General features: G+C 65.4%; 22 protein-coding genes. 18 read left to right on the forward strand and 4 right to left on the reverse strand.

The window, feature by feature from the left end; translation table 11 throughout:
* Positions 1-119: 119 nt before the first annotated feature.
* From BZG29_RS03855 to BZG29_RS03870, 4 genes are all read left to right on the forward strand, one after another.
* Positions 120-650: a spore coat U domain-containing protein gene (locus BZG29_RS03855; protein WP_077399020.1), complete on the forward strand. Its 531-nt coding sequence runs from the start codon at positions 120-122 to the stop codon at positions 648-650.
* A 12-nt stretch (positions 651-662) separates the two neighbouring features.
* A complete protein-coding gene (locus tag BZG29_RS03860) occupies positions 663-1391 on the forward strand; it encodes a fimbria/pilus periplasmic chaperone (RefSeq protein ID WP_253192774.1) in 729 nt (242 codons plus the stop codon).
* Between the two features lie 63 nt (positions 1392-1454).
* Positions 1455-3809, forward strand: a complete 2355-nt coding sequence (locus tag BZG29_RS03865; protein WP_171984936.1) for a fimbria/pilus outer membrane usher protein — start codon at positions 1455-1457, stop codon at positions 3807-3809.
* Positions 3809-4816, forward strand: a complete 1008-nt coding sequence (locus tag BZG29_RS03870) for a spore coat U domain-containing protein (RefSeq protein ID WP_077399026.1) — start codon at positions 3809-3811, stop codon at positions 4814-4816. Before BZG29_RS03865 ends, BZG29_RS03870 begins: the two co-directional genes overlap by 1 nt.
* On the opposite strand, the gene BZG29_RS03875 is transcribed toward BZG29_RS03870, so the two are convergent.
* Positions 4813-5049 carry a hypothetical protein gene (locus tag BZG29_RS03875; protein ID WP_077399028.1) on the reverse strand — a complete coding sequence of 79 codons (237 nt, stop codon included), beginning with the start codon at positions 5047-5049 and terminating at the stop codon, positions 4813-4815. The two genes, BZG29_RS03870 and BZG29_RS03875, sit on opposite strands and share 4 nt — an antisense overlap.
* Positions 5050-5303: 254 nt before the next feature.
* Here BZG29_RS03875 and BZG29_RS03880 point away from each other — a divergent pair, with 254 nt between their 5' ends.
* The 3 genes from BZG29_RS03880 (at position 5304) to BZG29_RS03890 (ending at position 7518) form a co-directional block, all read left to right on the forward strand.
* A complete protein-coding gene (locus tag BZG29_RS03880) occupies positions 5304-5861 on the forward strand; it encodes a helix-turn-helix domain-containing protein (RefSeq protein ID WP_034753667.1) in 558 nt (185 codons plus the stop codon).
* 166 nt (positions 5862-6027) lie between these two features.
* Positions 6028-6465 carry a CHRD domain-containing protein gene (locus tag BZG29_RS03885; RefSeq protein WP_077399030.1) on the forward strand — a complete coding sequence of 146 codons (438 nt, stop codon included), beginning with the start codon at positions 6028-6030 and terminating at the stop codon, positions 6463-6465.
* A gap of 99 nt (positions 6466-6564) precedes the next feature.
* Positions 6565-7518, forward strand: a complete 954-nt coding sequence (locus BZG29_RS03890) for an AEC family transporter (protein WP_077399033.1) — start codon at positions 6565-6567, stop codon at positions 7516-7518.
* Between the two features lie 125 nt (positions 7519-7643).
* Here BZG29_RS03890 and BZG29_RS03895 read toward each other — a convergent pair whose 3' ends face one another.
* Positions 7644-8297, reverse strand: coding sequence for an FMN-binding negative transcriptional regulator (locus BZG29_RS03895; RefSeq protein ID WP_077399036.1), 654 nt, complete (start codon positions 8295-8297; stop codon positions 7644-7646).
* Positions 8298-8759 (reverse strand): OsmC family protein, encoded by a 462-nt coding sequence (locus BZG29_RS03900; protein WP_077399039.1) that lies wholly within the window; start codon positions 8757-8759, stop codon positions 8298-8300.
* A gap of 107 nt (positions 8760-8866) precedes the next feature.
* On the opposite strand from BZG29_RS03900, the gene BZG29_RS03905 reads away from it, so the two are divergent.
* The 11 genes from BZG29_RS03905 (at position 8867) to BZG29_RS03955 (ending at position 20255) form a co-directional block, all read left to right on the forward strand.
* Positions 8867-10348: a PLP-dependent aminotransferase family protein gene (locus BZG29_RS03905; protein ID WP_077399042.1), complete on the forward strand. Its 1482-nt coding sequence runs from the start codon at positions 8867-8869 to the stop codon at positions 10346-10348.
* Positions 10349-10386: 38 nt separating this feature from the next.
* A complete protein-coding gene (locus BZG29_RS03910) occupies positions 10387-10950 on the forward strand; it encodes a DNA-3-methyladenine glycosylase I (RefSeq protein ID WP_077399045.1) in 564 nt (187 codons plus the stop codon).
* Positions 10950-12581 (forward strand): FAD-dependent 5-carboxymethylaminomethyl-2-thiouridine(34) oxidoreductase MnmC, encoded by a 1632-nt coding sequence (gene mnmC / locus BZG29_RS03915; RefSeq protein ID WP_077399048.1) that lies wholly within the window; start codon positions 10950-10952, stop codon positions 12579-12581. The genes BZG29_RS03910 and mnmC overlap by 1 nt, the downstream gene beginning before the upstream one ends.
* A gap of 228 nt (positions 12582-12809) precedes the next feature.
* Positions 12810-13307 carry a rhodanese-like domain-containing protein gene (locus BZG29_RS03920; RefSeq protein ID WP_077399051.1) on the forward strand — a complete coding sequence of 166 codons (498 nt, stop codon included), beginning with the start codon at positions 12810-12812 and terminating at the stop codon, positions 13305-13307.
* A 19-nt stretch (positions 13308-13326) separates the two neighbouring features.
* Entirely contained in the window at positions 13327-14313 is a 987-nt protein-coding gene (gene epsC / locus BZG29_RS03925) for a serine O-acetyltransferase EpsC (protein WP_077399054.1), read from the forward strand.
* A gap of 7 nt (positions 14314-14320) precedes the next feature.
* Entirely contained in the window at positions 14321-14545 is a 225-nt protein-coding gene (locus BZG29_RS03930; protein ID WP_034784364.1) for a helix-turn-helix transcriptional regulator, read from the forward strand.
* A gap of 104 nt (positions 14546-14649) precedes the next feature.
* On the forward strand, positions 14650-15579 hold the full coding sequence (locus BZG29_RS03935; RefSeq protein WP_034753448.1) for a family 2A encapsulin nanocompartment shell protein: 930 nt from the start codon (positions 14650-14652) through the stop codon (positions 15577-15579).
* Entirely contained in the window at positions 15554-17356 is a 1803-nt protein-coding gene (locus BZG29_RS03940) for a family 2A encapsulin nanocompartment cargo protein cysteine desulfurase (protein WP_077399056.1), read from the forward strand. The genes BZG29_RS03935 and BZG29_RS03940 overlap by 26 nt, the downstream gene beginning before the upstream one ends.
* Before the next feature lie 157 nt (positions 17357-17513).
* Positions 17514-18233 (forward strand): HAMP domain-containing sensor histidine kinase, encoded by a 720-nt coding sequence (locus BZG29_RS03945; protein WP_077399059.1) that lies wholly within the window; start codon positions 17514-17516, stop codon positions 18231-18233.
* 11 nt (positions 18234-18244) lie between these two features.
* Positions 18245-19975, forward strand: a complete 1731-nt coding sequence (locus BZG29_RS03950; RefSeq protein WP_077399062.1) for a response regulator — start codon at positions 18245-18247, stop codon at positions 19973-19975.
* Positions 19959-20255, forward strand: a complete 297-nt coding sequence (locus BZG29_RS03955) for a hypothetical protein (RefSeq protein ID WP_251349309.1) — start codon at positions 19959-19961, stop codon at positions 20253-20255. The genes BZG29_RS03950 and BZG29_RS03955 overlap by 17 nt, the downstream gene beginning before the upstream one ends.
* 21 nt (positions 20256-20276) lie before the next feature.
* Here the strand turns inward: BZG29_RS03955 and BZG29_RS03960 are convergent, their stop codons facing one another.
* Positions 20277-20999 (reverse strand): PhaM family polyhydroxyalkanoate granule multifunctional regulatory protein, encoded by a 723-nt coding sequence (locus tag BZG29_RS03960; protein ID WP_077399071.1) that lies wholly within the window; start codon positions 20997-20999, stop codon positions 20277-20279.
* Positions 21000-21109 lie beyond the last annotated feature (110 nt).

Here is a 21109-nt window from a genome sequence, read left to right on the forward strand (position 1 = left end):
CACCTGTATTTTGTCGTCCTGGTTTGCGTGCCCAAGAAAACGCCGGCAATACCGTGACTATCCTCGATGCCCCTCAAATTGGCGGGCTCATTAATGATGTTCCATCATCAGGAGGTATCATGTTGCGAGTTATTTTCCCCCGTCTTATCGTCGCCGCCAGCGTGGCTATTGCCGCCACGGCGCTCCTGCCGCGCGGCGCCGACGCAGCCGTGTATCTGAATGGCAGCGCCAATACCACCTTCGACGTCACCCTGAAAATCATCGCCAATTGCACCATCGCGGCGGCCAATCTCGACTTTGGCCAAAGTCAGGGTGTACTGGCTACTGCCGTGAACGTCAATACGACCGTGAATGTCACCTGCACCAATACCACGCTGTATAACGTGGGCCTGACGGCGGGAACGGGCACCGGCTCGACCGGCACGACGCGCTACCTGAGCGGCACGGGCGGCAACCTGGGGACGGTGCAATTCAATCTGTACCAGACGGCCGGCAGCACCTTGTGGGGCGATACCCAGGGCACGAATACCGTCGGCGGCACGGGCAACGGCTCCTCGCAGCCGATCACGGTGTACGGCAATATTCCGCCGCAGGCGACACCGGCGCCCGACACCTACAAGTCGACCATCACGGCCACCGTCTACTTTTAAGCCAGGCGCCGCGTGAAGGCCCGTGTTGTTTTCCTGATGAAAGGCGTGCTGGCGCTGCTGGCCTGCTGCGCCGCGAGCGTGCACGGCGCCAGTCTGCAGATTTCGCCGGTGACGCTCAATTTGCGCGCGGCGCAGAATGCGGCCGGCCTCACCCTGCAAAACCTCGGTGACCAGCCCATCTACGGGCAAGTGCGGGTATTCGCCTGGGATCAGCGCGATGGCGAGGAAACGCTGGCGCCGACGCAGGAGCTGGTGGCCAGTCCGCCGATCGTCGAAATCGCCGCCAACAGCCGGCAGACCATCCGTCTCGTGCGTGCCCAGGCTGGCCCTGTCGCGCAGGAAAAGACGTATCGCGTGCTCATCGATGAAGTCAGCCGCGAAGATGAGGCGGGCCGCAGCGGCGTCGATATCCGCCTGCGCTATTCGGTGCCCGTGTTCGTGCTGCCGACCGGGGCGCCGGGCAAGGAAGTGCTCGACTGGCAAGTTTTCCGCGAACAGGGCGAGTGGATGTTGCGCGTCAAGAACAGCGGCAATTTCCATGCACAGATCGGTGCGATGACGTTGACGAACCCGACGGGCAAGGAGTTTGTCATCAGCAAGGGGCTGTTTGGTTATGTCCTGGCGGCACGCATGCGCGTCTGGCGCCTGCCCGTTGCCAGGGAGGCCGAACTGGATGGGCCGCTGAGTATTGCGGTAAATGTGAATGCCAAGGCACTCATTGCCAAGACTTCGACACCTTGAACATGGCTGCCATGACGGGCCGGCCTGCTGCGCGCCCCGGGCATGGGCGCAAGCGGCCACACCATGAAACGTGTACTGGCAGCGTGGCTGTTGCTGGCCATGGCGCCGCTGGCCAGGGCCGATGGCGCGGCGGGCCTGACGGGCGCCGATCCGGGACCCGCCAGCTTGCCCAGCGATCCGGCGGCGCCGAATGAATTGTATCTGGAGGTTACTGTGAATGCTGAATCAACCGGGCTGATCTTGCGCTTTACCCAAGTGGGCAAAGGCTTGCGCAGCAGTGTGGCGAACTTGCAGCAGCTGGGGCTGGACCCCGCGCGCCTGGTCGCCCCCGGTCAGACCGAGGTGGCGCTCGAGGCGATTCCCGGACTCAGCTATGAATATGATGCGGCGCGCCAGAGCGTGTCGCTGCGGGTGGCGGACGATTTGCGCTCGCCTTACCGCATCAGCGCGCGCACGGCGGCGCAGACGCCGCCATCGACGGTCACGCCCGGCGCCGTCCTCAATTACGAAGCCTATGCGGAACTGGGCCGGACGCGGCGCGCCGCCATCTACAACGACTTGCGCTACTTCAATGACAGCGGCGTCTTCAGCAATACCGGCACCGTGAACCTGGGGGCGGACCAGCGCAAGTACATGCGCTTTGACACCTTCTGGAGCCACGCCGACCCCGACACCCTGCAAACGTGGCAGGTGGGCGACCTGATTTCCTCATCGCTGAGCTGGAGCCGCGCCATGCGCGTCGGCGGCGTGCAGTGGCGCAAGAATTTCCAGCTGCGCCCCGACCTGCTGACCTTTCCCGTCGCCTCCGTCGATGGCACGGCGCTCGTGCCTTCGTCGCTGAGCCTGTATGTCAATGGCGTGCAGCAATATTCTGCCAGCGTGCCCAGCGGTCCATTTGTCCTGAATCAAGTGGCCGGCATCAATGGCGCCGGGCAAGCCACGATCATCACCCACGATGCGCTGGGGCGCAGCGTGACGACCGTGCTGCCCCTGTATGTCGATACGCGCATGCTGGCCAGCGGCTTGAGCGATTACTCGGTCGAGGCGGGCGCCGTGCGGCGCGACTATGGCCGCCGCCTGTTCGGCTATGAACGGCAACTGGTTGCCAGCGCTTCCGGCCGCCACGGCGTCAGCGACAGCTTCACCCTCGAAGGCCATGCGGAACTGGCCGCCGGCCTGTATCAGGCGGGGGCGGGCGCGCTGGTGCGGCTGGGCCAGGCTGGCGTGCTGAGCGGTTCGCTGTCGGCCAGCGCCGGCCGCAGCCGTGGTGCGCAGCTGGGTGCCGGCTATCAGTACATGGGGCCGCGCTTCAGCGTCGATGTGCAAAGCGTGCGCGCCAGCGCCGGCTTTGGCGACCTGGCCTCGCGCGACGGCAGTCCCGTGGTGCGCGCGGCCGACCGCCTCACCGTCAGTTTGCCATTGCCTGCAGGAAGTAGCATCAGCAGCAGCTATATCAGCTACCGCACGCCTGGCGCGCCGCCATCGAAACTGGCCACCGTGGGCTATTCGGCCACCCTGTTTCACGGCCTGTTCTTCAACGCCAGCCTGTTCCAGGACTTGCGGCAACGCGAGAAGCGGGGCTTTTACTTTGGCTTGAGCATGGCCTTCGACAACAATCTGGCCCTCAGCGTGAACAGCAGCCGGCAAAACGGCGAGAGCGGCCGCAGCGTCAGCGCGCAGCGCGCGGCGGACTTTGGCGGCGGCTTCGGCTGGAGCGTGCAGGCTGGCACGGCGGGCAGCAATGCCTACCGGCAGGCGCAAGTGGAATACCTGGGCAACGACGGCCGCGTGAGCGCGCGCACGCAAAGCAGCAGCATGGGCAGTGCCTCCTCGCTGGGTGCGGCCGGTGCGCTGCTGCTGATGGATAGCCATGTCGAGGCGGCGCGCCAGGTGGGCAACGGTTTTGCGCTGGTTTCCACGGGCGGCGTGAGTAATATTCCTGTGCTGCATGAAAACCGCCAGATCGGCGTGACGGGCAGGGGCGGTTATCTGCTGGTGCCGAATTTGAATCCCTATGGCAATAACCAGATCAGCATCGCCACGGATGAGCTCGATGTTGATGCGCGGGTGCCTGTGAGCAATATCAATATCGTGCCGCAATACCTGGCGGGCGTGCTGGCGGCCTTTCCCATCGAGCGCTACAGCGCGGCCACCGTCATCGTCCAGGATGCGCAGGGCAAAGCGCTGTCCACGGGCTTGCCCGTGTTGCACGTGCAAAGCGGCAAGCAGACGGTGGTGGGATTCGACGGCATCGTTTTCGTCGACGACCTGCTTGAGCAAAATCAATTGCATATTGGCGAGGGCGACAGCGCATGCACCGTGCGCTTTGCCTATGTGCGTCCGGCGTCGGGCGGCTTGCCCGTGATCGGGCCGCTGCACTGCGTTAGCGCTGCTGCCGGCGCCGGGGCAGGCCGCTGATGCGCCGCCTGCTGTTATCGCTGACTCTGCTGCTGGGCTGCGCCTGGGGCAGCGTGGCGCAGGCGGCCGATACCTGCACGGTCAGCGTGACAAATATCGATTTCGGCGCCGTCAGCCCGATTTCCGGCACCGATTACGTGGCGCAGGCCACGGGGACCTTCAGCTGCCTGTTTTCGTCGCTGAACCTGGGGCAGTTGCTCACGCCCAACGCGCAAGTGTGCATCTCACTGGGGCTGGGCACGAATTCCACCTCGGCCCTGCCGCGCAAGCTGGGCAACGGCAGCAACCGCATGGAGTACAACGTGTACGTGGACAATTCGTATGCGACGGCGAAGATCTGGGGCGGCGCCGGCGTGGCGGGCGCGCCGTCGACCTTCGGCATGATTCTGTCGGCCGGCTTGCTGGCCCCGCCCGGCACGTATTCCACCACCTTTACCGTGTACGCCAAGATCCCTGCCGGCACCGCCCTGGCCGCCGTGCCCACGGTGGGCAACGCGAATACCGTGTATACGTCGAGCTTTGCCGGCGTGGGCACGTACACCTACACGACCTATGGCCTCATCAACCTGCAGGGTTGCTCGGCCAGCAGCGGCAGCTTCGGTTTCACGGTGAATGCCACGGCCATCAACGATTGCACCATCACGGCCACGCCGATGGCGTTTGCGAACGCCTCCATCCTGACGGGCAACCTGCGCAGCACCAGCACCTTGTCGGTGCGCTGCGTCAATAACAATGCTTACCAGATTGCCCTGAACGGCGGCAGCGTGGCGGCCAATGTGGCCAACCGGCAAATGAAGAACACGGTGACCACGGACAAGGTCAGTTATTTGCTGTCCGCCACCCTCGATGGCGCGCCATGGGGCGATGGCACGGCAGGCACCAGCATGGTGACGGGGACGGGAACGGGCGCCAGCGTGCCGTTGACCATTTATGGCCGCGTGCCGGCGCAGGTGTCGCCGCGCCCTGGCGATTACAAGGACACGGTGACGGCAACGATTTATTTTTAGAACGTGACGGTGACGAGGCCGGCGCCCGATGGCGTTGCCTGCTGGTGCAGAAAATAGGGCGTGTTGTGCTGGCAGCGCACCTGGGCGCTGCCGGGCTGCGAGACGATGGTGCACGCATCGTGGACGACGAAGGTGGCCTGGAAGGATGCGGAAGAGACGGTACCGGCGGTGGTGGTCTGGCAAACGGCAAGGGCAAACAGGGCTGGCAGTACGGCAAGCTTCAAAGGAGTCATCTTGGATGCATCTGGCGAAAAACGGGCGTGGTCAGCGACGCCGCATGGCAAGGCTGACACCATTTTTCGTACCGGGTTGAGGGGAACAGAACGAGCCATGATTGTACTGGAACAAGAAAAGTGTGAGTTTGTGCGTATTTTCAGGCCGCCATCATGGGGGGAGCGTAGCTTTCAAGATGATAGTAACTAAGTTTCCGTATTGCAACTGAAATACTTTTTCGATTGTTGTGTTGAATCAACGTGAGGAGATGGTCATGAAACATACCAACTTTAATAATTTGCCCTGCCCGATCGCACGCAGCCTGGGCAAGGTGGGCGAATGGTGGAGCATCCTCATCCTGCGCGAAGCGTTTTACGGCAAGACGCGTTTCGACGAATTTGAAAAAAGCCTCAAGATTGCGCCCACCATCCTGACGCGCCGCCTGGCCGACCTGGTGGAAGGGGGCTTGATGACGCGCCGCCTGTATTGCGCCAAGCCGCCCCGCTACGACTATGTGCTGACCAAGTCCGGGCGCGCCTTCAAGCCCGTCTTGCTGGCGTTTATTGCCTGGGGTAATGAGAACTTCGCGCCCGAAGGCGCCAGCCTCGTCATCGCCAGCCGCGACACGGGCCTGGCCGCCGACCCGGTACTGGTCGACGCCACGACGGGCTTGCCCATCAATGACGAGTACTACGCATTCGCGCCAGGGCCTGCCGCCAGCGACAGCATGCGCAGCATCATCCTCGATGCGGAAAAAAGCAGCGGCATCGCGCCCAAGCCGAAGGCGCCGGCCGCCAACCGCGGCTGGGTGGCGGAAGGCCACCTGGCCTGAACGCGCGCCGGCAGGCGAGCAGCAAGTTTGGCGTACAGCAAAGCGGACACGGCGGCATGGCGTTACTGTCGCACTATGCAACTCAAGTGCGGCGTACGCCCGGCCCGGCTGTACGGGCAGGGCAGGGCGCCATCCGTGATCCGATGTCCGTTGAGGGAGTACTGCGATGAGCACACTGCAACAACACGTACGCCGCGCCGCCAGCGTGCTGGCGCTGGCCGCCCTGCTGGGCGCCTGTTCCCACGGTCCGCATCACCCGGGCGGCCATGACGTCACCTTGACGGGCGCGCAGGAAGTGCCGGCCAATACCAGCACGGCCAGCGGCAGCAGCAATATCCGCGTCGCCCACGACCGCAGCGTCAGCGGCGGCGTGCGCTACACGGGCATGGTGGCTACCGTCGCGCACATCCATGAAGCGCCCGTCGGCGCCAACGGCCCCGTCATCGTGCCGCTGGTGAAAACCGCCGAAGGCATGTTTGCCGTGCCGGCCGGCACCATGCTCACGCCGCCCCAGTATGCGAGTTACCAGGCCGGCAACCTGTATGTGAACGTGCACAGCGCCGCCTACCCGGCCGGCGAGATCCGCGCCCAGCTCAAGCCATAGCGGGCCGCCTGCGTTTTTCCGAAAACCTCCTTGGGCCGCGCGAGCGGCCTTTTTTTGCGCCAGGCGGCCAGCCGGTGCAGCGCGCTACAATGGCGCTCCATGCTGACCATCCTCGCCATCACCTTTCCCTTCTTCGCGCTGGTGCTGTGCGGTTACCTGGCCGTGCGGCGCAAGCTGCTGCCGCTGGCCGCCATCGGCGGCTTGAACAGTTTTGTCCTGTACTTCGCGCTGCCCTGCATGCTGTACCGCTTCGGCGCCGCCACGCCCATCGCGCAGCTGCTCGACGCCAGCGTGTTCGGCGTCTACCTGCTGTGCGCCCTGAGCATGGTGGGCGTCACCATGGCCATGACCCTGAGCCACCGCATCGACTGGAACAACGCCGCCTTCGGTGCGCTGGTGGCGGCCTTCCCGAATACGGGCTTCATGGGCGTGCCCCTGCTATTGACCTTGCTCGGTCCCCGTTCCTCGGGCCCCGTCATCGTCACCATCGTCGTCGACATGCTCATTACCAGCTCGCTGTGCATCGCCCTGTCGCGCATCGGCAGCGGCGGCGCGCACGGCAGCCGTGCCGCCGTCATGAATGCCCTGAAAGGCATGGCGGGCAACCCGATGCCGTGGGCGATTGTGCTGGGTGCCTTGTCGTCGTGGCTGGAACTGGCCTTGCCCAAGCCTTTGATGCAGACGGTGGGCCTGCTGGCCGACGCTGCCTCGCCCGTCGCCCTGTTTACCATCGGCGCCGTGCTGGCCCGTTCGCAAATGAGCACGAGCGACCCGGCGCCACTGGGAGAGTATGTGCCCGTGGCGCTGAAAAAACTGCTGCTGCATCCGCTGCTGGTGTGGGGCATCGGCCACGCGGCCATCGCGCTGGGCGCGCCGCTCGATCCGTTTGCGCTGACCTGCATGGTGCTGGTGGCTTGCCTGCCCAGCGCCAGCAACGTCTCGCTGCTGTCGGAACGCTTCGGCGCGAACACGGCGCGCATTGCCCGCATCATCCTCGTCTCGACGGCGCTGTCGTTCCTGACGTTTTCGGCGGCTGTCAGCTGGCTGACGTGAGGGGACACTCAACGTCCCGGGCCGCGCCCCGCGCCTTGCGCATCATCGTGAGCACAGCGCAGCGCGCATTGCCCGCATTATTTTGGTCTCGACGGCACTGTCGTTCCTGACGTTTTCGGCGGCTGTCAGCTGGCTGGCTTGACGTTGGCGGCGATCAGCGCGCCCAGGGCCTGCGCCGCGCCGGCTTGCGTGTCCAGCGCCAGGCCATGCGCCATGCTGGCCTGGTCCTGCATGCTGCGGTTCTGCCCCAGCTTCCATTTGCCCGTGAGGCGCGTGAGGGGAATCTCGATGCCGACGATGGCTTTCAAGAGTTTCTCGATGTAGCCGGCCGGCGCATCGCTCACCTTCCACGGAGCGGCTTGATTGGCCTCATGGCGCGCCGTCAGGCGCTTCACCAATCCCAGCAGCCACGCCGCGTCGTCGATGGCGCGCAGGGGGCCGTGCGCGTGCACGACCGCATAGTTGAAGGTGGGCACTTCCTTGCCGCTGCGCTGCTTTTCCGCATACCAGGCGGGCGTGATGTAGGCGTGCGGCCCCTGGAAAAGCACCATGCATTCATCCTCACTGCCGGCCGCGCGCCACAGCGGGTTGGCGCGCGCTACGTGGGCGCGCAGGATGCCGAATGGCGCATCAAGCGTGGGCGTGGCGATCTCGAACGGCAGATGGTCGGCGCACAAGCCATCGGCGCCGTGGCGCACCAGCGCGCCCAGCGGATGCGCGGCTATCAGGCCATGCAGTAAGTCGAGGCGCTCTTCGCGGAAGGTGGCGGGCGTGTACATTTAATGGGCTCCTTCCACGACGACGTCGGCCGTCAGCGAATTGGCGATGTAGCAGCGCTCGTGCGCGTCGTGGTGCAGGGCGGCCAGCGCCTCGGGCGAGGGCGGCGTTCCCGCGAAGGCGATGCGCGGACGCAGCACGATGCGCGTCATGGCCAGGCGGCCGGCGGCATTCTTGCCCAGCTCGCCGACGGCCTCGTCGCGGTAGTCGTCGATGACGTAGCCGCGCTGCGCTGCCAGCGACAGCAAGAACAGCATGTGGCAACTCGATGTGGCGGCCACCAGCGCCTCTTCCGGATCGACATTTGCCGCCACCGACATGGGCAGCGGCACGGACAGGGGAGAGGACGAGGCGGGTACCGTCAGGCCGCCGTCGAACTGCCATTCATGGCCGCGGCTGTAGCGCTGGCCGGCGAAATCCTGGCCGTCGCGCTGCCAGGCCACGGTGGCGAAAAACTGATGCATGGGTGCTCCGCAAGAGTAGAAGGGGATGCGTCATCTTAGCGCCAGTCTTGGCTATTTAAAACAGCCAATAAGTGCTATCTTGAAGCTACCAATTCAAGAATGCCACCATGCCAGCTTCCCACCTGCACCAGGTCATCGCCGCCTTGCCGCTGCGGCGCGGCGCCAGCGAGCCGCTGTTTCGCCAGCTGTACGCGGCCATCAAGGCCGCCATTCTCGATGGCCGCATGAGTCCCGGCATGCAGCTGCCGCCCACGCGCGACTTTTGCCGCCTGCTGGCCGTGTCGCGCCAGACGGTGCTCAATGCGTATGCGCAGCTGGCGGCCGAAGGCTATCTCGATGGCGCCGTGGGGCGCGGCACTTTTGTCAGCGTTGACGTACCGCTGTCGGCACCTGCTCCGGCAGCGGCGCCCGGCCTGCTGCGGCCCCTGTCGGCGCGCGGGCAGGGCGTGGTGGCGGCCATGCGCCAGGTGGCGTTTCACCGGGGGCCGCTGCGCGCCTTTCGCGTCGGCATGCCGCGCATCGACCATTTTCCGTTCGACGTGTGGAACCGCCTGGAAGCGCGGCGCTGGCGCCGGCCCGACCACCATTTCGGCTACAGCGACCCGGCCGGCTATCTGCCGCTGCGCGAACTGCTGTGCGTGTACCTGAAGGCGTCGCGCGGCGTCCAGTGCACGCCGCAGCAGATCGTCATCACCTCCGGTTCGCAGCAGGCGCTGTTCCTGCTGTCGACCATCCTGCTGGCGCCGGGCGACTCTGCCTGGATGGAGTCGCCCGGCTACCGGGGCGCTAGCGGCCCGCTGCGCGCGGCCGGCGCGCGCGTCTTTCCCGTCCCCGTCGATGCGCAGGGGCTGGACGTGGCGTATGGCGTGGCGCATTGCCCGCAGGCGAAGCTGGCCTACGTGACGCCATCGCACCAGATGCCGCTGGGAGTGAACATGAGCTTGCCCCGCCGCCTGGCCCTGCTGGCCTGGGCCGCGCAAAACAAAGCCTGGCTGGTGGAAGACGATTACGACAGCGAATACCGCTACACGGGCGCGCCGCTGGCCTCGCTGCAAAGCCTGGACCGGGCCGGTTGCGTGGTGTACGTGGGCACCTTGTCGAAAGTGCTGTTCCCGGGCCTGCGCCTCGGTTACATGGTGGCGCCGCCCGCGCTGGCAGAGGCGCTGGTGCAGGCCAAGGCCGTGATGGATCGCCACACGGCCATCGTGCCGCAGATGGCGCTGGCCGACTTCATCGCCGAAGGCCACTTTGGCCGGCATATCCGCCGCACGCGCGACAGCAATGCGGAACGGCGCGACCTGCTGGTGCGTGGCCTGGCGCGCGAACTCGACGATCAGCTCGCCTGCGGCCCGGCCGACAGCGGCCTGGAACTGTGCGCGTATTTCCGCGGCAGCCATGACGAGGAAGCGGTGTCGCGCGCGGGCCTGGCGCGGGGCATCGAATTGCGTCCGCTGGGCCACTATGCCGACCCTGACGCCGGCGCCGCCTGCGCCACGCCGCCGGGGCTGCTGCTGGGCTTTGCGGCGATTCCCCCGGCCGAGATGGAGTACGGTCTGCTGGAACTGGGGCGCCTCCTGCGCGGCCGATAAACTATACTGGCACTTGCCTGCACCTGAAGAAAACGACCATGACCATCATCCGCTGCTCCTGGGCCAATCCGGCCAATCCCCGTTATCTCGACTACCACGATACGGAGTGGGGCGTGCCCTGCCACGACGAGCGCCGGCTGTTCGAGATGCTGAACCTGGAAGGCGCGCAGGCGGGCCTGAGCTGGGAAACCATCCTCAACAAGCGCGACACCTACCGCGCCGCCTTCGATAACTGGGACGCGGAAAAGATCGCCGCGTATGGCCCGGACAAGGTGGCGCAGCTGCTGGCGGACCCCGGCATCGTGCGCAACCGCCTGAAGGTGGCGGCGGCCATCACGAATGCGCAAGCCTATCTGCGTCTGCGCGCGCAAGGGCAGACCCTGGACGGCTTCCTGTGGGCGTATGTCGATGGCCAGCCCATCGTCAACAGCTGGCAGACCGGCGAGCGTCCCGCCAAGACGGCCTTGTCCGACAAACTGTCGAAAGATTTACTCAAGCGGGGCTTCAAGTTCGTCGGCTCGACCATCATCTACGCCTACATGCAGGGCATCGGCATGGTCGACGACCATGCGCCCGCCTGCTTTTGCCGCGCGGGGCATTGATGCGCCGCGCGCTGGTCCTGCTCGACACGGATTTTGACGGTGCCCGCCTGCGTGCCGCCTGCGCGGCGCATGGCGGCCGCCGCCTGCATTACATCGCGCTGGCGCCGCGTCCCGTCGACGCCAACCACTTGCCCGAGCAGTGGCGCGCGCAGTGGCCGCCCTGCGTGCCGGGCCTGCACCGCATGGTCTCGCACGATGGCCTCGTCACGCTCGATGTGCTGATCGGCGAGCCCGATGCCTGCCTGGCGCAATTGTCGGCGCGTGTCGACGAAGTGCATCTGGCCTGGGTGCCGGCAGCCACGCCGGTGCTGGCGCGCCTGATGGTCGATGGCGCCCGCCTGCAAGCCGTGCACCTGGACGAGGCGCAGCGCATGGCGCTGCAAAAGTACGGTTTTGTCTTCGACGAGAGCCGCTTGCGCGCCATGTTTTATGCGCGGCGCGGAGAGCACGTGGCTGCCGTGGTGCCCGAGCGGCGCGCCATCGTCATCGGCGCGGGCGTGGCCGGTGCGGCCGCCTGCGAACGCCTGGCCGCGCGCGGCTGGAAGGTGACCTTGATCGAACGCCACGCGCAGCCGGCCAGCGAGGCGTCGGGCAACCTGGCCGGCATCTTCATGCCGCAGCTGTCGAAGGACGACAATATCGCCACGCGCCTGGTGCGCGCCGCCTACCTGTACTCGCTGCGCTACTGGCAAGACCTGGGCGGCATCGGCAGCGCCTTCGATGGCGCGCAATGCGGCGTGCTGCAGTTGGCGCGCGATGACGCGCATGCGCAGGTGCAGCGGCAGATCGCCGCCAGCGGCCTGTATCCGCGCGAATTCGCCCGCTGGCTGGAAGCGCCCGATGCGGCGGCCATGCTGGGCGCGCCGGCGCCCGATGGCGCCTGGTGGTTCGAACAGGGCGGCTGGGCACGCCCGTCCTCCGTCTGCGCCGCCATGCTCGACGCCTGCGGCGCCTTGCTCACGCGGCGCTTTTCCAGCAGCGCCCTGCGCCTGGAACGCGGCGATCAGGAATGGCTGGTGCGCGATGCGCAAGGCACCCTGATCGCGGCCGCGCCCACCGTCATCCTGGCGGCGGGCACGGGGGCCGTGGATGTCGAGCAGGCGGCCGGCCTGCCGCTGGACGCCGTGCGCGGGCAGGTGACGCACCTGGCCGAAGGCAGCTTGCCTTCGTTGCCGTTCGTCGTCTGCCGCGAAGCCTACATGACGCCGGCGCACCAGGGTGTCGTGTGCGTGGGCGCCAGCTACGATGCGGATGCGGACGCCACGTTGCGCCTATCGAGCCAGGAAGAAAATATCGCGAAGATCGCCGACATCCTTGGCGTGACCCCGTTCGAGGCACCGCTGGCCGGGCGCACGGGCTTTCGCTGCGTGGCGCCGGACCGTTTGCCGCTGGCGGGCGCCTTGCCCGACCCCGGCGTGCCCGATCGCTGCGAGCGCTTGCGCGATGTGCCGCGCTGGCCTGGCCTGTTCGGCTTGCTCGCTTATGCCTCGCGCGGCCTGATCTGGGCGCCGCTGGCGGCCGAGCTGCTGGCTTGCCAGCTGGAGGGCGAGCCGCTGCCGCTGGAGCGTCAGCTGGCGGAGGCGCTCGATCCTGCGCGTTTCCTGCTGCGCGAGCGCCGGCGCGCTGGTTGAACGTTGGCGCAGAGCAGGCGAGGGCTGGGGGCAGACCCCCAACACAGCTGACGCAAAGCCTGGCGCCAACGCGCGTGAGGGTCTGACCCCATATGCGGACGCTCCGCGCGTAGTCCCCATATACGTTTTTCAGCTTTCCAAACTCTTTTTAATTTGTTTTCCGAACAACATAAGTTCGCTACAGTGGACTCGTGCTGGTTTTTGACGACGGAATAAAGAGGTGGAAAGATGGCTGCTGCAGAACTGATTTTCGATCCCCGCGCCGCGCACGGCGAGGCGGCGTTTGACGAAGTGCTCAATCTCGCGCGCACCCAGGCGCAGGCGCAAGGCTTGCCGTATGCGGGCACCGTCAGCGCGCAGGATGCATGGCAGCTGGTGCAGGCCGGCAAAGCCGTGCTGGTCGACGTGCGCACGAATGAAGAACGCACGTTCGTCGGCTACGTGCCCGCCTCGCTGCACGTGGCGTGGGCCACCGGCACGGCCATGAACCGCAACCCCCGCTTTGTGCGCGAACTGGAAGCGAAGGTGGGCGGCAAGGACGCCGTCGTGGTGCTGCTGTGCCGCAGCGGCAAGCGCTCGGCCGCAGCCGCCGAAGCGGCGGCCAAGGCCGGTTTCACGCACGTCTTCAATATCGCACAAGGCTTCGAGGGCGACCTTGATGCACATCAGCAGCGCGGCCACAGCGGCGGCTGGCGCTGGCATGCGCTGCCCTGGCTGCAAGATTAAACCTCTTCCCGGAACCACCATGAACCAGCGAGCCATACCCCCCGCCTCCCTTGCCGCGCAGCCGCAATGGGAATTGCGCCAGATCGTCGATGAATTGCGCGCCGTGCGCGCGCAGTGGCGCGAGGGGCTGGCCAGCAGCCAGGAATGCGGCGCGCGCGAATTCCCGTCGCGCCAGCATCTGCACGACATCATCAAAGCCCTGTGCGCGGCCCTGTTCCCCATGCGCCTGGGCCCCCTCGACCTGCAGCAGGAGAGCGAGGATTTCTTTGTCGGCCACACGCTCGACACGACCCTGACGGGCTTGCACGAACAGGTGCGGCGCGAACTCAGTTACCACGCGCGCCAGCATGGCTTGCAGCAGACGGTGTCCATCGAACAGCAGGCGCTGGCCATCGTGCAGCGCTTCGCCCGCGCGCTGCCGCGCATCCGCGCCCAGCTCGACACGGACGTGGCGGCCGCCTTCCATGGCGACCCGGCCGCGCACAGCGTCGACGAAGTGCTGCTGTGCTATCCGGGCATCCTGGCCATCATCCATTACCGCCTGGCGCACACCTTGTACGCGCTGGGCGCGCCGCTGGTGGCGCGCATCATCGCCGAAGTGGCCCATTCGCAGACGGGCATCGACATCCACCCGGGCGCCATCATCGGCAGCAGTTTTTTCATCGACCATGGCACTGGCGTGGTGATCGGCGAGACGGCCATCATCGGCGAACGGGTACGCATCTATCAAGCCGTCACCCTGGGCGCCAAGCGCTTTCCCGCCGGCGCCGACGGCGTGCTGAAAAAGGGACTGGCGCGCCATCCGATCGTGCAGGACGACGTGGTCATCTACGCGGGCGCGACGATCCTGGGACGGGTGACCATCGGCCAGGGTTCCGTCATCGGCGGCAATGTCTGGCTGACCCGCAGCGTGGCGCCCGGCAGCCATGTCACGCAAGCGCATAACCAGCAGGAGGCGCCGGAGTTGCCGGCGCCATCCCACCCCGCTTTTTCCCACCACCCATGAGGACAGCATGTTGATCAAACAGTTTGGACTGGCCGTGCGCCAGTTGCGCGAAGGGCATGGCTGGTCGCAGGAACGCCTGGCTGAAGCGGCCGACTTGAACCGCTCGTTCATCGGCGAGATCGAACGGGGCGCCGCCACGCCGTCGCTGCTGACGGTGGAAAAGCTGGCCGGCGCGCTGGGTATCGGCCTGGCGGGTTTGATGGCGCGCTGCGAGCCGGAGCTGGTCGATTAAAACGCCGCGTTGATGGCGATAGCATGTTGAGGAAAAGAGAGGGGCGTCCGATACTTTATTCGTTTTTCAGATAAGCATATTCACTTTTCTCATCAGGAGTAGTCATGGCAGAAGCAACAGAGAGCCAGTTCGCGCTGGGCGATAACGCCGCGCGCCAGCTGGCCAATGCAAGCAAGAGCGTCCCCCAGCTGTCCACGATCACGCCGCGCTGGCTCGTGCACCTGCTGCAATGGCTGCCCGTGGAAGCGGGCATCTACCGCCTCAATCGCGTGAAAAATCCGAAGGATGTGCGCGTCGCCTGCTCGCAGCGCGACGAGTCGGAACTGCCGCAAACCTTCGTCGACTACGACGACCAGCCGCGCGAATATTTTCTCAATGCCGTCAGCACGGTGCTCGACGTACACACGCGCGTGTCGGACCTGTACAGCAGCCCGCACGACCAGATCAAGGAGCAGCTGCGCCTGACCATCGAAACGATCAAGGAGCGCCAGGAAAGTGAATTGATCAACAATCCCGACTACGGCCTGCTGGCCAGCGTGCACGACGACCAGCGCATCTTTACCCTGACGGGCGCGCCCACGCCGGACGACCTCGACGAACTGCTGACGAAAGTGTGGAAGGAGCCGGGCTTCTTCCTCGCGCACCCGCTGGCGATTGCTGCCTTTGGCCGCGAATGCACGCGCCGCGGCGTGCCGCCGCCGACCGTCAGCCTGTTCGGCTCCCAGTTCCTCACGTGGCGCGGCGTGCCGCTGGTGCCGTCCGACAAACTGCCCATCGAAGACGGCAAGACCAAGATCATTCTGCTGCGCGCGGGCGAGCAGCGCCAGGGCGTGATCGGCCTGTTCCAGCCTGGCCTGGCGGGCGAGCAAAGCCCGGGCCTGTCCGTGCGCTTCATGGGCATCAACCGCCACGCGATTTCGTCCTATCTGATTTCGCTGTATTGCTCGCTGGCCGTGCTGACCGACGATGCGCTGGCCGTACTGGAAGACGTGGAGATCGGTAAATACCATGACTACCCAGACACCTACAAGTGATGGCGCGGCGGGCGTGCCTGCCGTCCCGTTTTTACCCGACGAAGCGACCCTGAACCGCCTGGCGGGCGAGTTTTTCGCGCGCCTGCCTGGTCTCGATAAATCCTCCAGCCTTGGCGGTTCCGGCAGCGTGCTCGATGCGGCGCCCCGCTATGCGAACCGTCCGCCGCCGCAACCCGGTCCTGCGTTCGCCGCCATCGCCCCCGGCGTGGCGACGGCGCAGGTGCCGCCCGTGACGGCGCCTCTGGAAGCGCCCATCGCGCCGGCGCCCGCGTCCGTGCCGACGCCGCGCTTGTCGGCGATCAATGCGCCAGCTGCGCCGTCGCCGTATTATTTTATCGGCGGCGCGCATGGTTATCCCGCGTCGGGCAATGGCCTCGATGGCCTGGCGCGGCAGGGGCAAGGGCAGGCGGCGCCCGACGATGTGCGGGGCCTGTTTGGCACGCCGCAGCAGGCGCCCGCGCGTCAGCTGCCGGTCTCGCCAGCCGGTGGCCAGCCCGCGTTCTATTTCCAGACCGAGCTGCCCTCGGCGACGACGCCTGGCCAGCACCGGACACCGGCGCCGTTCGACGTGCACGCCGTGCGGCGCGATTTTCCCGTGCTGGCCGAACGCGTCAACGGCAAGCCGCTGGCCTGGTTCGACAATGCGGCCACCACGCACAAGCCGCAGTCGGTGATCGACCGCGTGTCGTATTTCTATGCGCACGAGAATTCGAACATCCACCGCGCGGCGCACGCATTGGCGGCGCGCGCCAGCGATGCGTATGAAGCGGCACGCGCCAAGGTGGCCAGTTTTCTGGGCGCCGCTTCGCCCAATGAAATCATTTTCGTGCGTGGCGCCACGGAAGGCATCAACCTGGTCGCCAATACCTTTGGCCGCAAATACATCGGCAGCGGCGACGAGATCATCGTCTCGCAGCTGGAACACCACGCCAATATCGTACCGTGGCAGCAGCTGGCGGCGGAAAAGGGCGCGACATTGCGCGTGATTCCCGTCGACGACAGCGGGCAGATCATCCTTGATGAATTCCGCAAGCTGCTCAACGGACGCACGAAACTGGTGTCCGTGACGCAGGTGTCGAACGCGCTGGGCACCGTCACGCCCGTGGCGCAGATCATCGCGCTCGCGCATGCGGCCGGCGTGCGCGTGCTGGTCGACGGCGCGCAGGCAGTGTCGCACCTGCGCGTGGACGTGCAGGCGCTGGGCGCCGATTTCTATGTGTTTTCGGGGCATAAAGTGTTCGGCCCGACGGGCATCGGCGCCGTGTATGGCAAGGCGGATTTGCTCGAGCAATTGCCGCCGTGGCAGGGCGGCGGCAACATGATCGCCGACGTCACGTTCGAGCGCACCGTCTACCAGGGCGTGCCGAACCGTTTCGAGGCGGGCACGGGCAATATCGCCGATGCCGTGGGCCTGGGCGCGGCCATCGACTACGTGCAGCGTATCGGCCTGGAAAACATCGCCGCCTACGAGCACGCGCTGCTGGAATACGCGACGCACCAGCTGCAAGCCATTCCCGGCGTGCGCCTGATCGGCACGGCGCTGGACAAGGCCAGCGTGGCCTCGTTCGTGCTGGCTGGGTACGAGCCGGCGGAAGTGGGGCGCGCCCTGAACGACGAGGGCATCGCCGTGCGCTCGGGCCACCACTGCGCCCAGCCTATCCTGCGCCGTTTCGGCGTGGAGGCGACCGTGCGCCCGTCGTTCGCCTTCTACAACACGTATGAGGAAATCGACCGCATGATTGTCGTGGTGAAACGCCTGGCGGGCGCGCGCCGCTGATCTTGTTGGCTTGACAAGCGAATGCCGCCCCGGCGCCAGCGGGGGCGGCATTGTTGCGTCAGGTCACGGACTTTGCGCGTGGCTGGCAGGCGCCCGCAGGCTGGCGGTATAATTTATCCTTGGCAATAATCAAGCTGCGGCCCCAAGGAGATATCCGGTGGAAGATCAACACAGCTCGCCCGAGCTTTTCCTGTTCCTGGCGTCGACCGTGCACGACATGAAAAACTCGATCAGCGTCGTCAGCGGCACGCTGGAATCCTTGCTGGCGGCCGAGCAGGCGAAAGAAGCCCCCCAGGCCGACCCCGCCTACCTGCAGATGGCGCAGATGCTGTACCAGACCAAGCGCCTCAACGATAACCTGATCCAGCTGCTGGCCCTGTACAAGGAAGTGGGCAAGCCCGGCTACCCCTTCGACGTGCAGCCGCAACTGGTGAGCCAGGTCATCGACCAGGTGGTGGACCAGGAAAAGATCCTGCTGGCCTCGAAAGGCATCCAGCTGGAGACGGCCTGTCCGCCGGAACTGATCTGGACCCTCGATGAAGACCTGGTCATCGGCGTGCTCGCGCATGCGATCAACAACGCCATCCGCTACACGAAAGACACGATCCGCCTGTCCGTGCGGGAGCACGAGGGCATGCTGGAGCTGCGCGTGGAAGACAATGGCGACGGCTATACCCAGGCCTTGCTGGACGCGGGCAGCGCGGCCATGGATGGCATGGCGGCCGGCGTGAATTTTTCCACCAACAGCACGGGACTGGGGCTGTATTTTTCCAGCGAAGTGGCAAAGATGCACAAGCACCGGGGCAGCAGCGGCAGCATCGCCCTGGAAAATGGCGGCGCGCTGGGCGGCGGCTGTTTCATCCTGCGCCTGCCCTGAACGAGGACTCCATGACGACAGACAGCCACGCCACCGCCGCCGAAGCGGGCAGCACCGACTGGGCCGACAAACATTATCTGCTGGTCGACGATTTCATCGGTATCCGCATCCTGTTGCGCGAATCGCTGCGCAACCTGGGCGCGCGCCATATCGACCAGGCGGCCAGCGGCGGCGAAGCCATGAAGCTGCTGGCCAAGACGCGTTACGACGTGGTGCTGTGCGATTACAACCTGGGCGAAGGCAAGAATGGCCAGCAAGTGCTGGAAGAGACGCGCGTGCGCAACCTGACGGCACCGTCCAGCGTGTGGTTGATGGTGTCGGCCGAGAAAAGCGTGGAATCGGTGATGGGCGCGGCCGAGCACCAGCCCGACGCCTACCTGATCAAGCCGATCACGGAAGGCGTGCTGCTGACGCGTCTGAACCGCGTGTGGCACAAGAAGCAGGTGTTCCGCGAAATCGACCAGGCCTGCATGGAAAAGGATTATCTGCGCGCGGCCAAGCTGTGCGACGCGCAGATCGAGGTCAACAAGCTGCACGAGCTGGAATTGCTGCGCATGAAGGCCAGTTTGCTGCTGAAAAGCGGCGAGCCGGAAAAAGCCCGCGCCGTGTACGAAAAAGTGCTGGCCGAGCGCGATTACAGCTGGGCCAGGGCGGGCCTGGGCAAGATCCGCATGAACAACGGCGAACACGAGGCGGCGCGGCAGATATTCCAGGGCGTGATCGTCGAAAACAAGTACTACATCGACGCCTATGACCAGATGGCCGTCGCCTACCAGCTGATGGGCCAGCACGAGGAAGCGTGCGGCGTGCTGGAAAAGGCGGCGCGCCTGTCGCCCAATTCCGTGCCGCGCCAGCGCAACCTGGGCCTCGCCGCCTTAAAAATAGGCAATGTCAGCATGGCGGAAAAGGCTTTCCGCAAGTGTATTTCCATCGGCGAGTTTTCCGTCATGAAGACGCCGGACGCCTACCTGGGCCTGGCGCGCGTGTGCGGCCTGAAGAAGGATGCGAAGGAGGCGCTGCAGTGGCTGCTGCTGGCGCAGCGCGAATTCTCGCCCGAACAGATCGGCCTGCGCGCGAAGATCACGGAAGGCATGGTGCACCACGAAACGGGCGATTACCGGCGCGCGCGCAAGTGCGGCGACGAGCTCGAAGCCATGCTGCTGGAAGACCCGGCGCGGCCCGAGAAGGCCATCTGCATGGAACTGGCCACCCTGCTGTTCGCCGTCGGCGTCAAGGATGCGCCGGCCGGCCTGCTGTGCTACGTGGTGAAGAACAACCACGACAACCAGGTGGTGCAGGATGAAGTGCAAAAGATTTTCGACAAGGCGAAGATGGGCGACGAAGGCACGAGCCTGATCATCGCCTCGCGCAAGGAAGCGTCGGACTTGATGAACAAGGGCGTGCTGCTGTGGAAGACGGACAAGCTCAACGAAGCGGTCGCCTGGATGCGCGCGGCGCGCGAAAAACTGCCGAACAACTTGCGCATCCTGTTCAATTCCGCGCAAATCATCGTTTCCTTCCTGCAGCAGCGCGGGTTTCAGGCCGATTTGGCGGCCGAAGCCATGGAAGTGTTGTTGTATGTAGACAAAATTGCACCAGGGCAGCAGCGCTTCGCGCAATTGATGGAGCAACTGGTGCAGCTGACACCGCCGCCCGGGCCGGAAGACGCCGTCGTGGCGCCGGAAAATGCGCCGCCGGCAGCGGAAAAAGGGGGAAAAGCCGTGCGTGAGCGTGCCGGATGATAAACTAGGGGCCAGCGTGGGTTCGCCCGTGCTTGAGTTGCTTTACAACAATAAGGAAGAAACTATGCGTGATGTGGTCAATGAAGTATACAAAAAAATGAAGGTTGGCGCCGTTGCCTGGGTACGCCCGGTCGCCGCCAAGGGAGACACGCTGGAAACATTCCAGTCTTCGTACGAGCACGCCAAGGCGCTGGCCGACGAAGGCCTGATCACGATCGGTGACGTAAAACGCCAGGCCGACAACATGATCGAGGCGATCCGCATTCATCGTATCGCCTGATCATATTGCCGGTTTGAAACATCAGGCCTTGCCTGGTGCTTTGGCCTTGGGCGCTGCGCGTTTCGCGGGCGCCTTGCGCAGCGGGGCCTTGGCCTTGGCTGCCGTGCCTGCTTCGGCAGGTTTGGCCGGCTTGCTGGCCGCTGGCTTGGCTTTGCTTGCGCTGCCAAAGCTGGCCGCTGCCGCGCTGGCGGCGTCGGGCGACATCGCTGTCGAGACGGCCTGCGTGAACTGATCTTGTAACAAATTCCACCAGGCACTTGGATTGGCCAGCTGGGCTCCGGCCTGGCTGCCGGCATCGCCGGGCGCCGCCGCAGCGGGTTGCGGTGCGGGCGCAGGTGCAGGTGCCGGCGCCGGTTTCGGTTCAGGCGCCGCAGGTGTGGCTTGCTGGAAAAACGCGGAAGCGTAGGGCACCGATTCAAACACGGATTTTTCGCTGGCGCCGGGCTGGGTGATGGCTGCCGCCAGGGATGCGCCCATCGATTTCAGGGTGGCGATGGTGCCGCGCTGCACTTCCAGCGCCTGGATACTGCCGCGCAGCATGCTGGTGTTGAGGTTCAGCCATGCTTCGACGGCTTTCAAGTCGTTGATTTTCTTGTCCAGCTCTTCCACCGACATGGTGGGCGCCGTGATGCCAGGCATGCCCATGCCGGGCACGCTCATGCTGCCCCACAGGTTTTTGACGAAGTCGAGCGTATCGGTCACAACTGCTGCGCCCGGCATTTGGGGCATTTGCGGGTTTGCCATGCGAAATCTCCTAGTAGGTGGATAGCCTTAGCGTAGCAGATATCGGCTTGCAACTGACGCAATGCCGCCAACATTTTCTTACATAAAACATTAAGAGTTGAGCACGGGCA

It is taken from the genome of Janthinobacterium sp. LM6, assembly GCF_002002885.1.
GTDB classification, from domain to species: Bacteria; Pseudomonadota; Gammaproteobacteria; order Burkholderiales; family Burkholderiaceae_D; genus Janthinobacterium; species Janthinobacterium kumbetense.

Bases quoted from the DNA above. Each gene is read 5' to 3' on its own strand.
- BZG29_RS03940 (WP_077399056.1), top strand. From the start codon at position 15,554: ATGACTACCCAGACACCTACAAGTGATGGCGCGGCGGGCGTGCCTGCC.
- BZG29_RS03895 (WP_077399036.1), bottom strand. From the start codon at position 8,297: ATGTACACGCCCGCCACCTTCCGCGAAGAGCGCCTCGACTTACTGCAT.
- mnmC (WP_077399048.1), top strand. From the start codon at position 10,950: ATGCGCCGCGCGCTGGTCCTGCTCGACACGGATTTTGACGGTGCCCGC.
- BZG29_RS03865 (WP_171984936.1), top strand. From the start codon at position 1,455: ATGAAACGTGTACTGGCAGCGTGGCTGTTGCTGGCCATGGCGCCGCTG.
- BZG29_RS03875 (WP_077399028.1), bottom strand. From the start codon at position 5,049: ATGACTCCTTTGAAGCTTGCCGTACTGCCAGCCCTGTTTGCCCTTGCC.
- BZG29_RS03880 (WP_034753667.1), top strand. From the start codon at position 5,304: ATGAAACATACCAACTTTAATAATTTGCCCTGCCCGATCGCACGCAGC.
- BZG29_RS03910 (WP_077399045.1), top strand. From the start codon at position 10,387: ATGACCATCATCCGCTGCTCCTGGGCCAATCCGGCCAATCCCCGTTAT.
- BZG29_RS03960 (WP_077399071.1), bottom strand. From the start codon at position 20,999: ATGGCAAACCCGCAAATGCCCCAAATGCCGGGCGCAGCAGTTGTGACC.
- BZG29_RS03930 (WP_034784364.1), top strand. From the start codon at position 14,321: ATGTTGATCAAACAGTTTGGACTGGCCGTGCGCCAGTTGCGCGAAGGG.
- BZG29_RS03890 (WP_077399033.1), top strand. From the start codon at position 6,565: ATGCTGACCATCCTCGCCATCACCTTTCCCTTCTTCGCGCTGGTGCTG.
- BZG29_RS03920 (WP_077399051.1), top strand. From the start codon at position 12,810: ATGGCTGCTGCAGAACTGATTTTCGATCCCCGCGCCGCGCACGGCGAG.
- BZG29_RS03935 (WP_034753448.1), top strand. From the start codon at position 14,650: ATGGCAGAAGCAACAGAGAGCCAGTTCGCGCTGGGCGATAACGCCGCG.
- BZG29_RS03885 (WP_077399030.1), top strand. From the start codon at position 6,028: ATGAGCACACTGCAACAACACGTACGCCGCGCCGCCAGCGTGCTGGCG.
- BZG29_RS03900 (WP_077399039.1), bottom strand. From the start codon at position 8,759: ATGCATCAGTTTTTCGCCACCGTGGCCTGGCAGCGCGACGGCCAGGAT.
- BZG29_RS03855 (WP_077399020.1), top strand. From the start codon at position 120: ATGTTGCGAGTTATTTTCCCCCGTCTTATCGTCGCCGCCAGCGTGGCT.
- BZG29_RS03870 (WP_077399026.1), top strand. From the start codon at position 3,809: ATGCGCCGCCTGCTGTTATCGCTGACTCTGCTGCTGGGCTGCGCCTGG.
- BZG29_RS03905 (WP_077399042.1), top strand. From the start codon at position 8,867: ATGCCAGCTTCCCACCTGCACCAGGTCATCGCCGCCTTGCCGCTGCGG.
- epsC (WP_077399054.1), top strand. From the start codon at position 13,327: ATGAACCAGCGAGCCATACCCCCCGCCTCCCTTGCCGCGCAGCCGCAA.
- BZG29_RS03950 (WP_077399062.1), top strand. From the start codon at position 18,245: ATGACGACAGACAGCCACGCCACCGCCGCCGAAGCGGGCAGCACCGAC.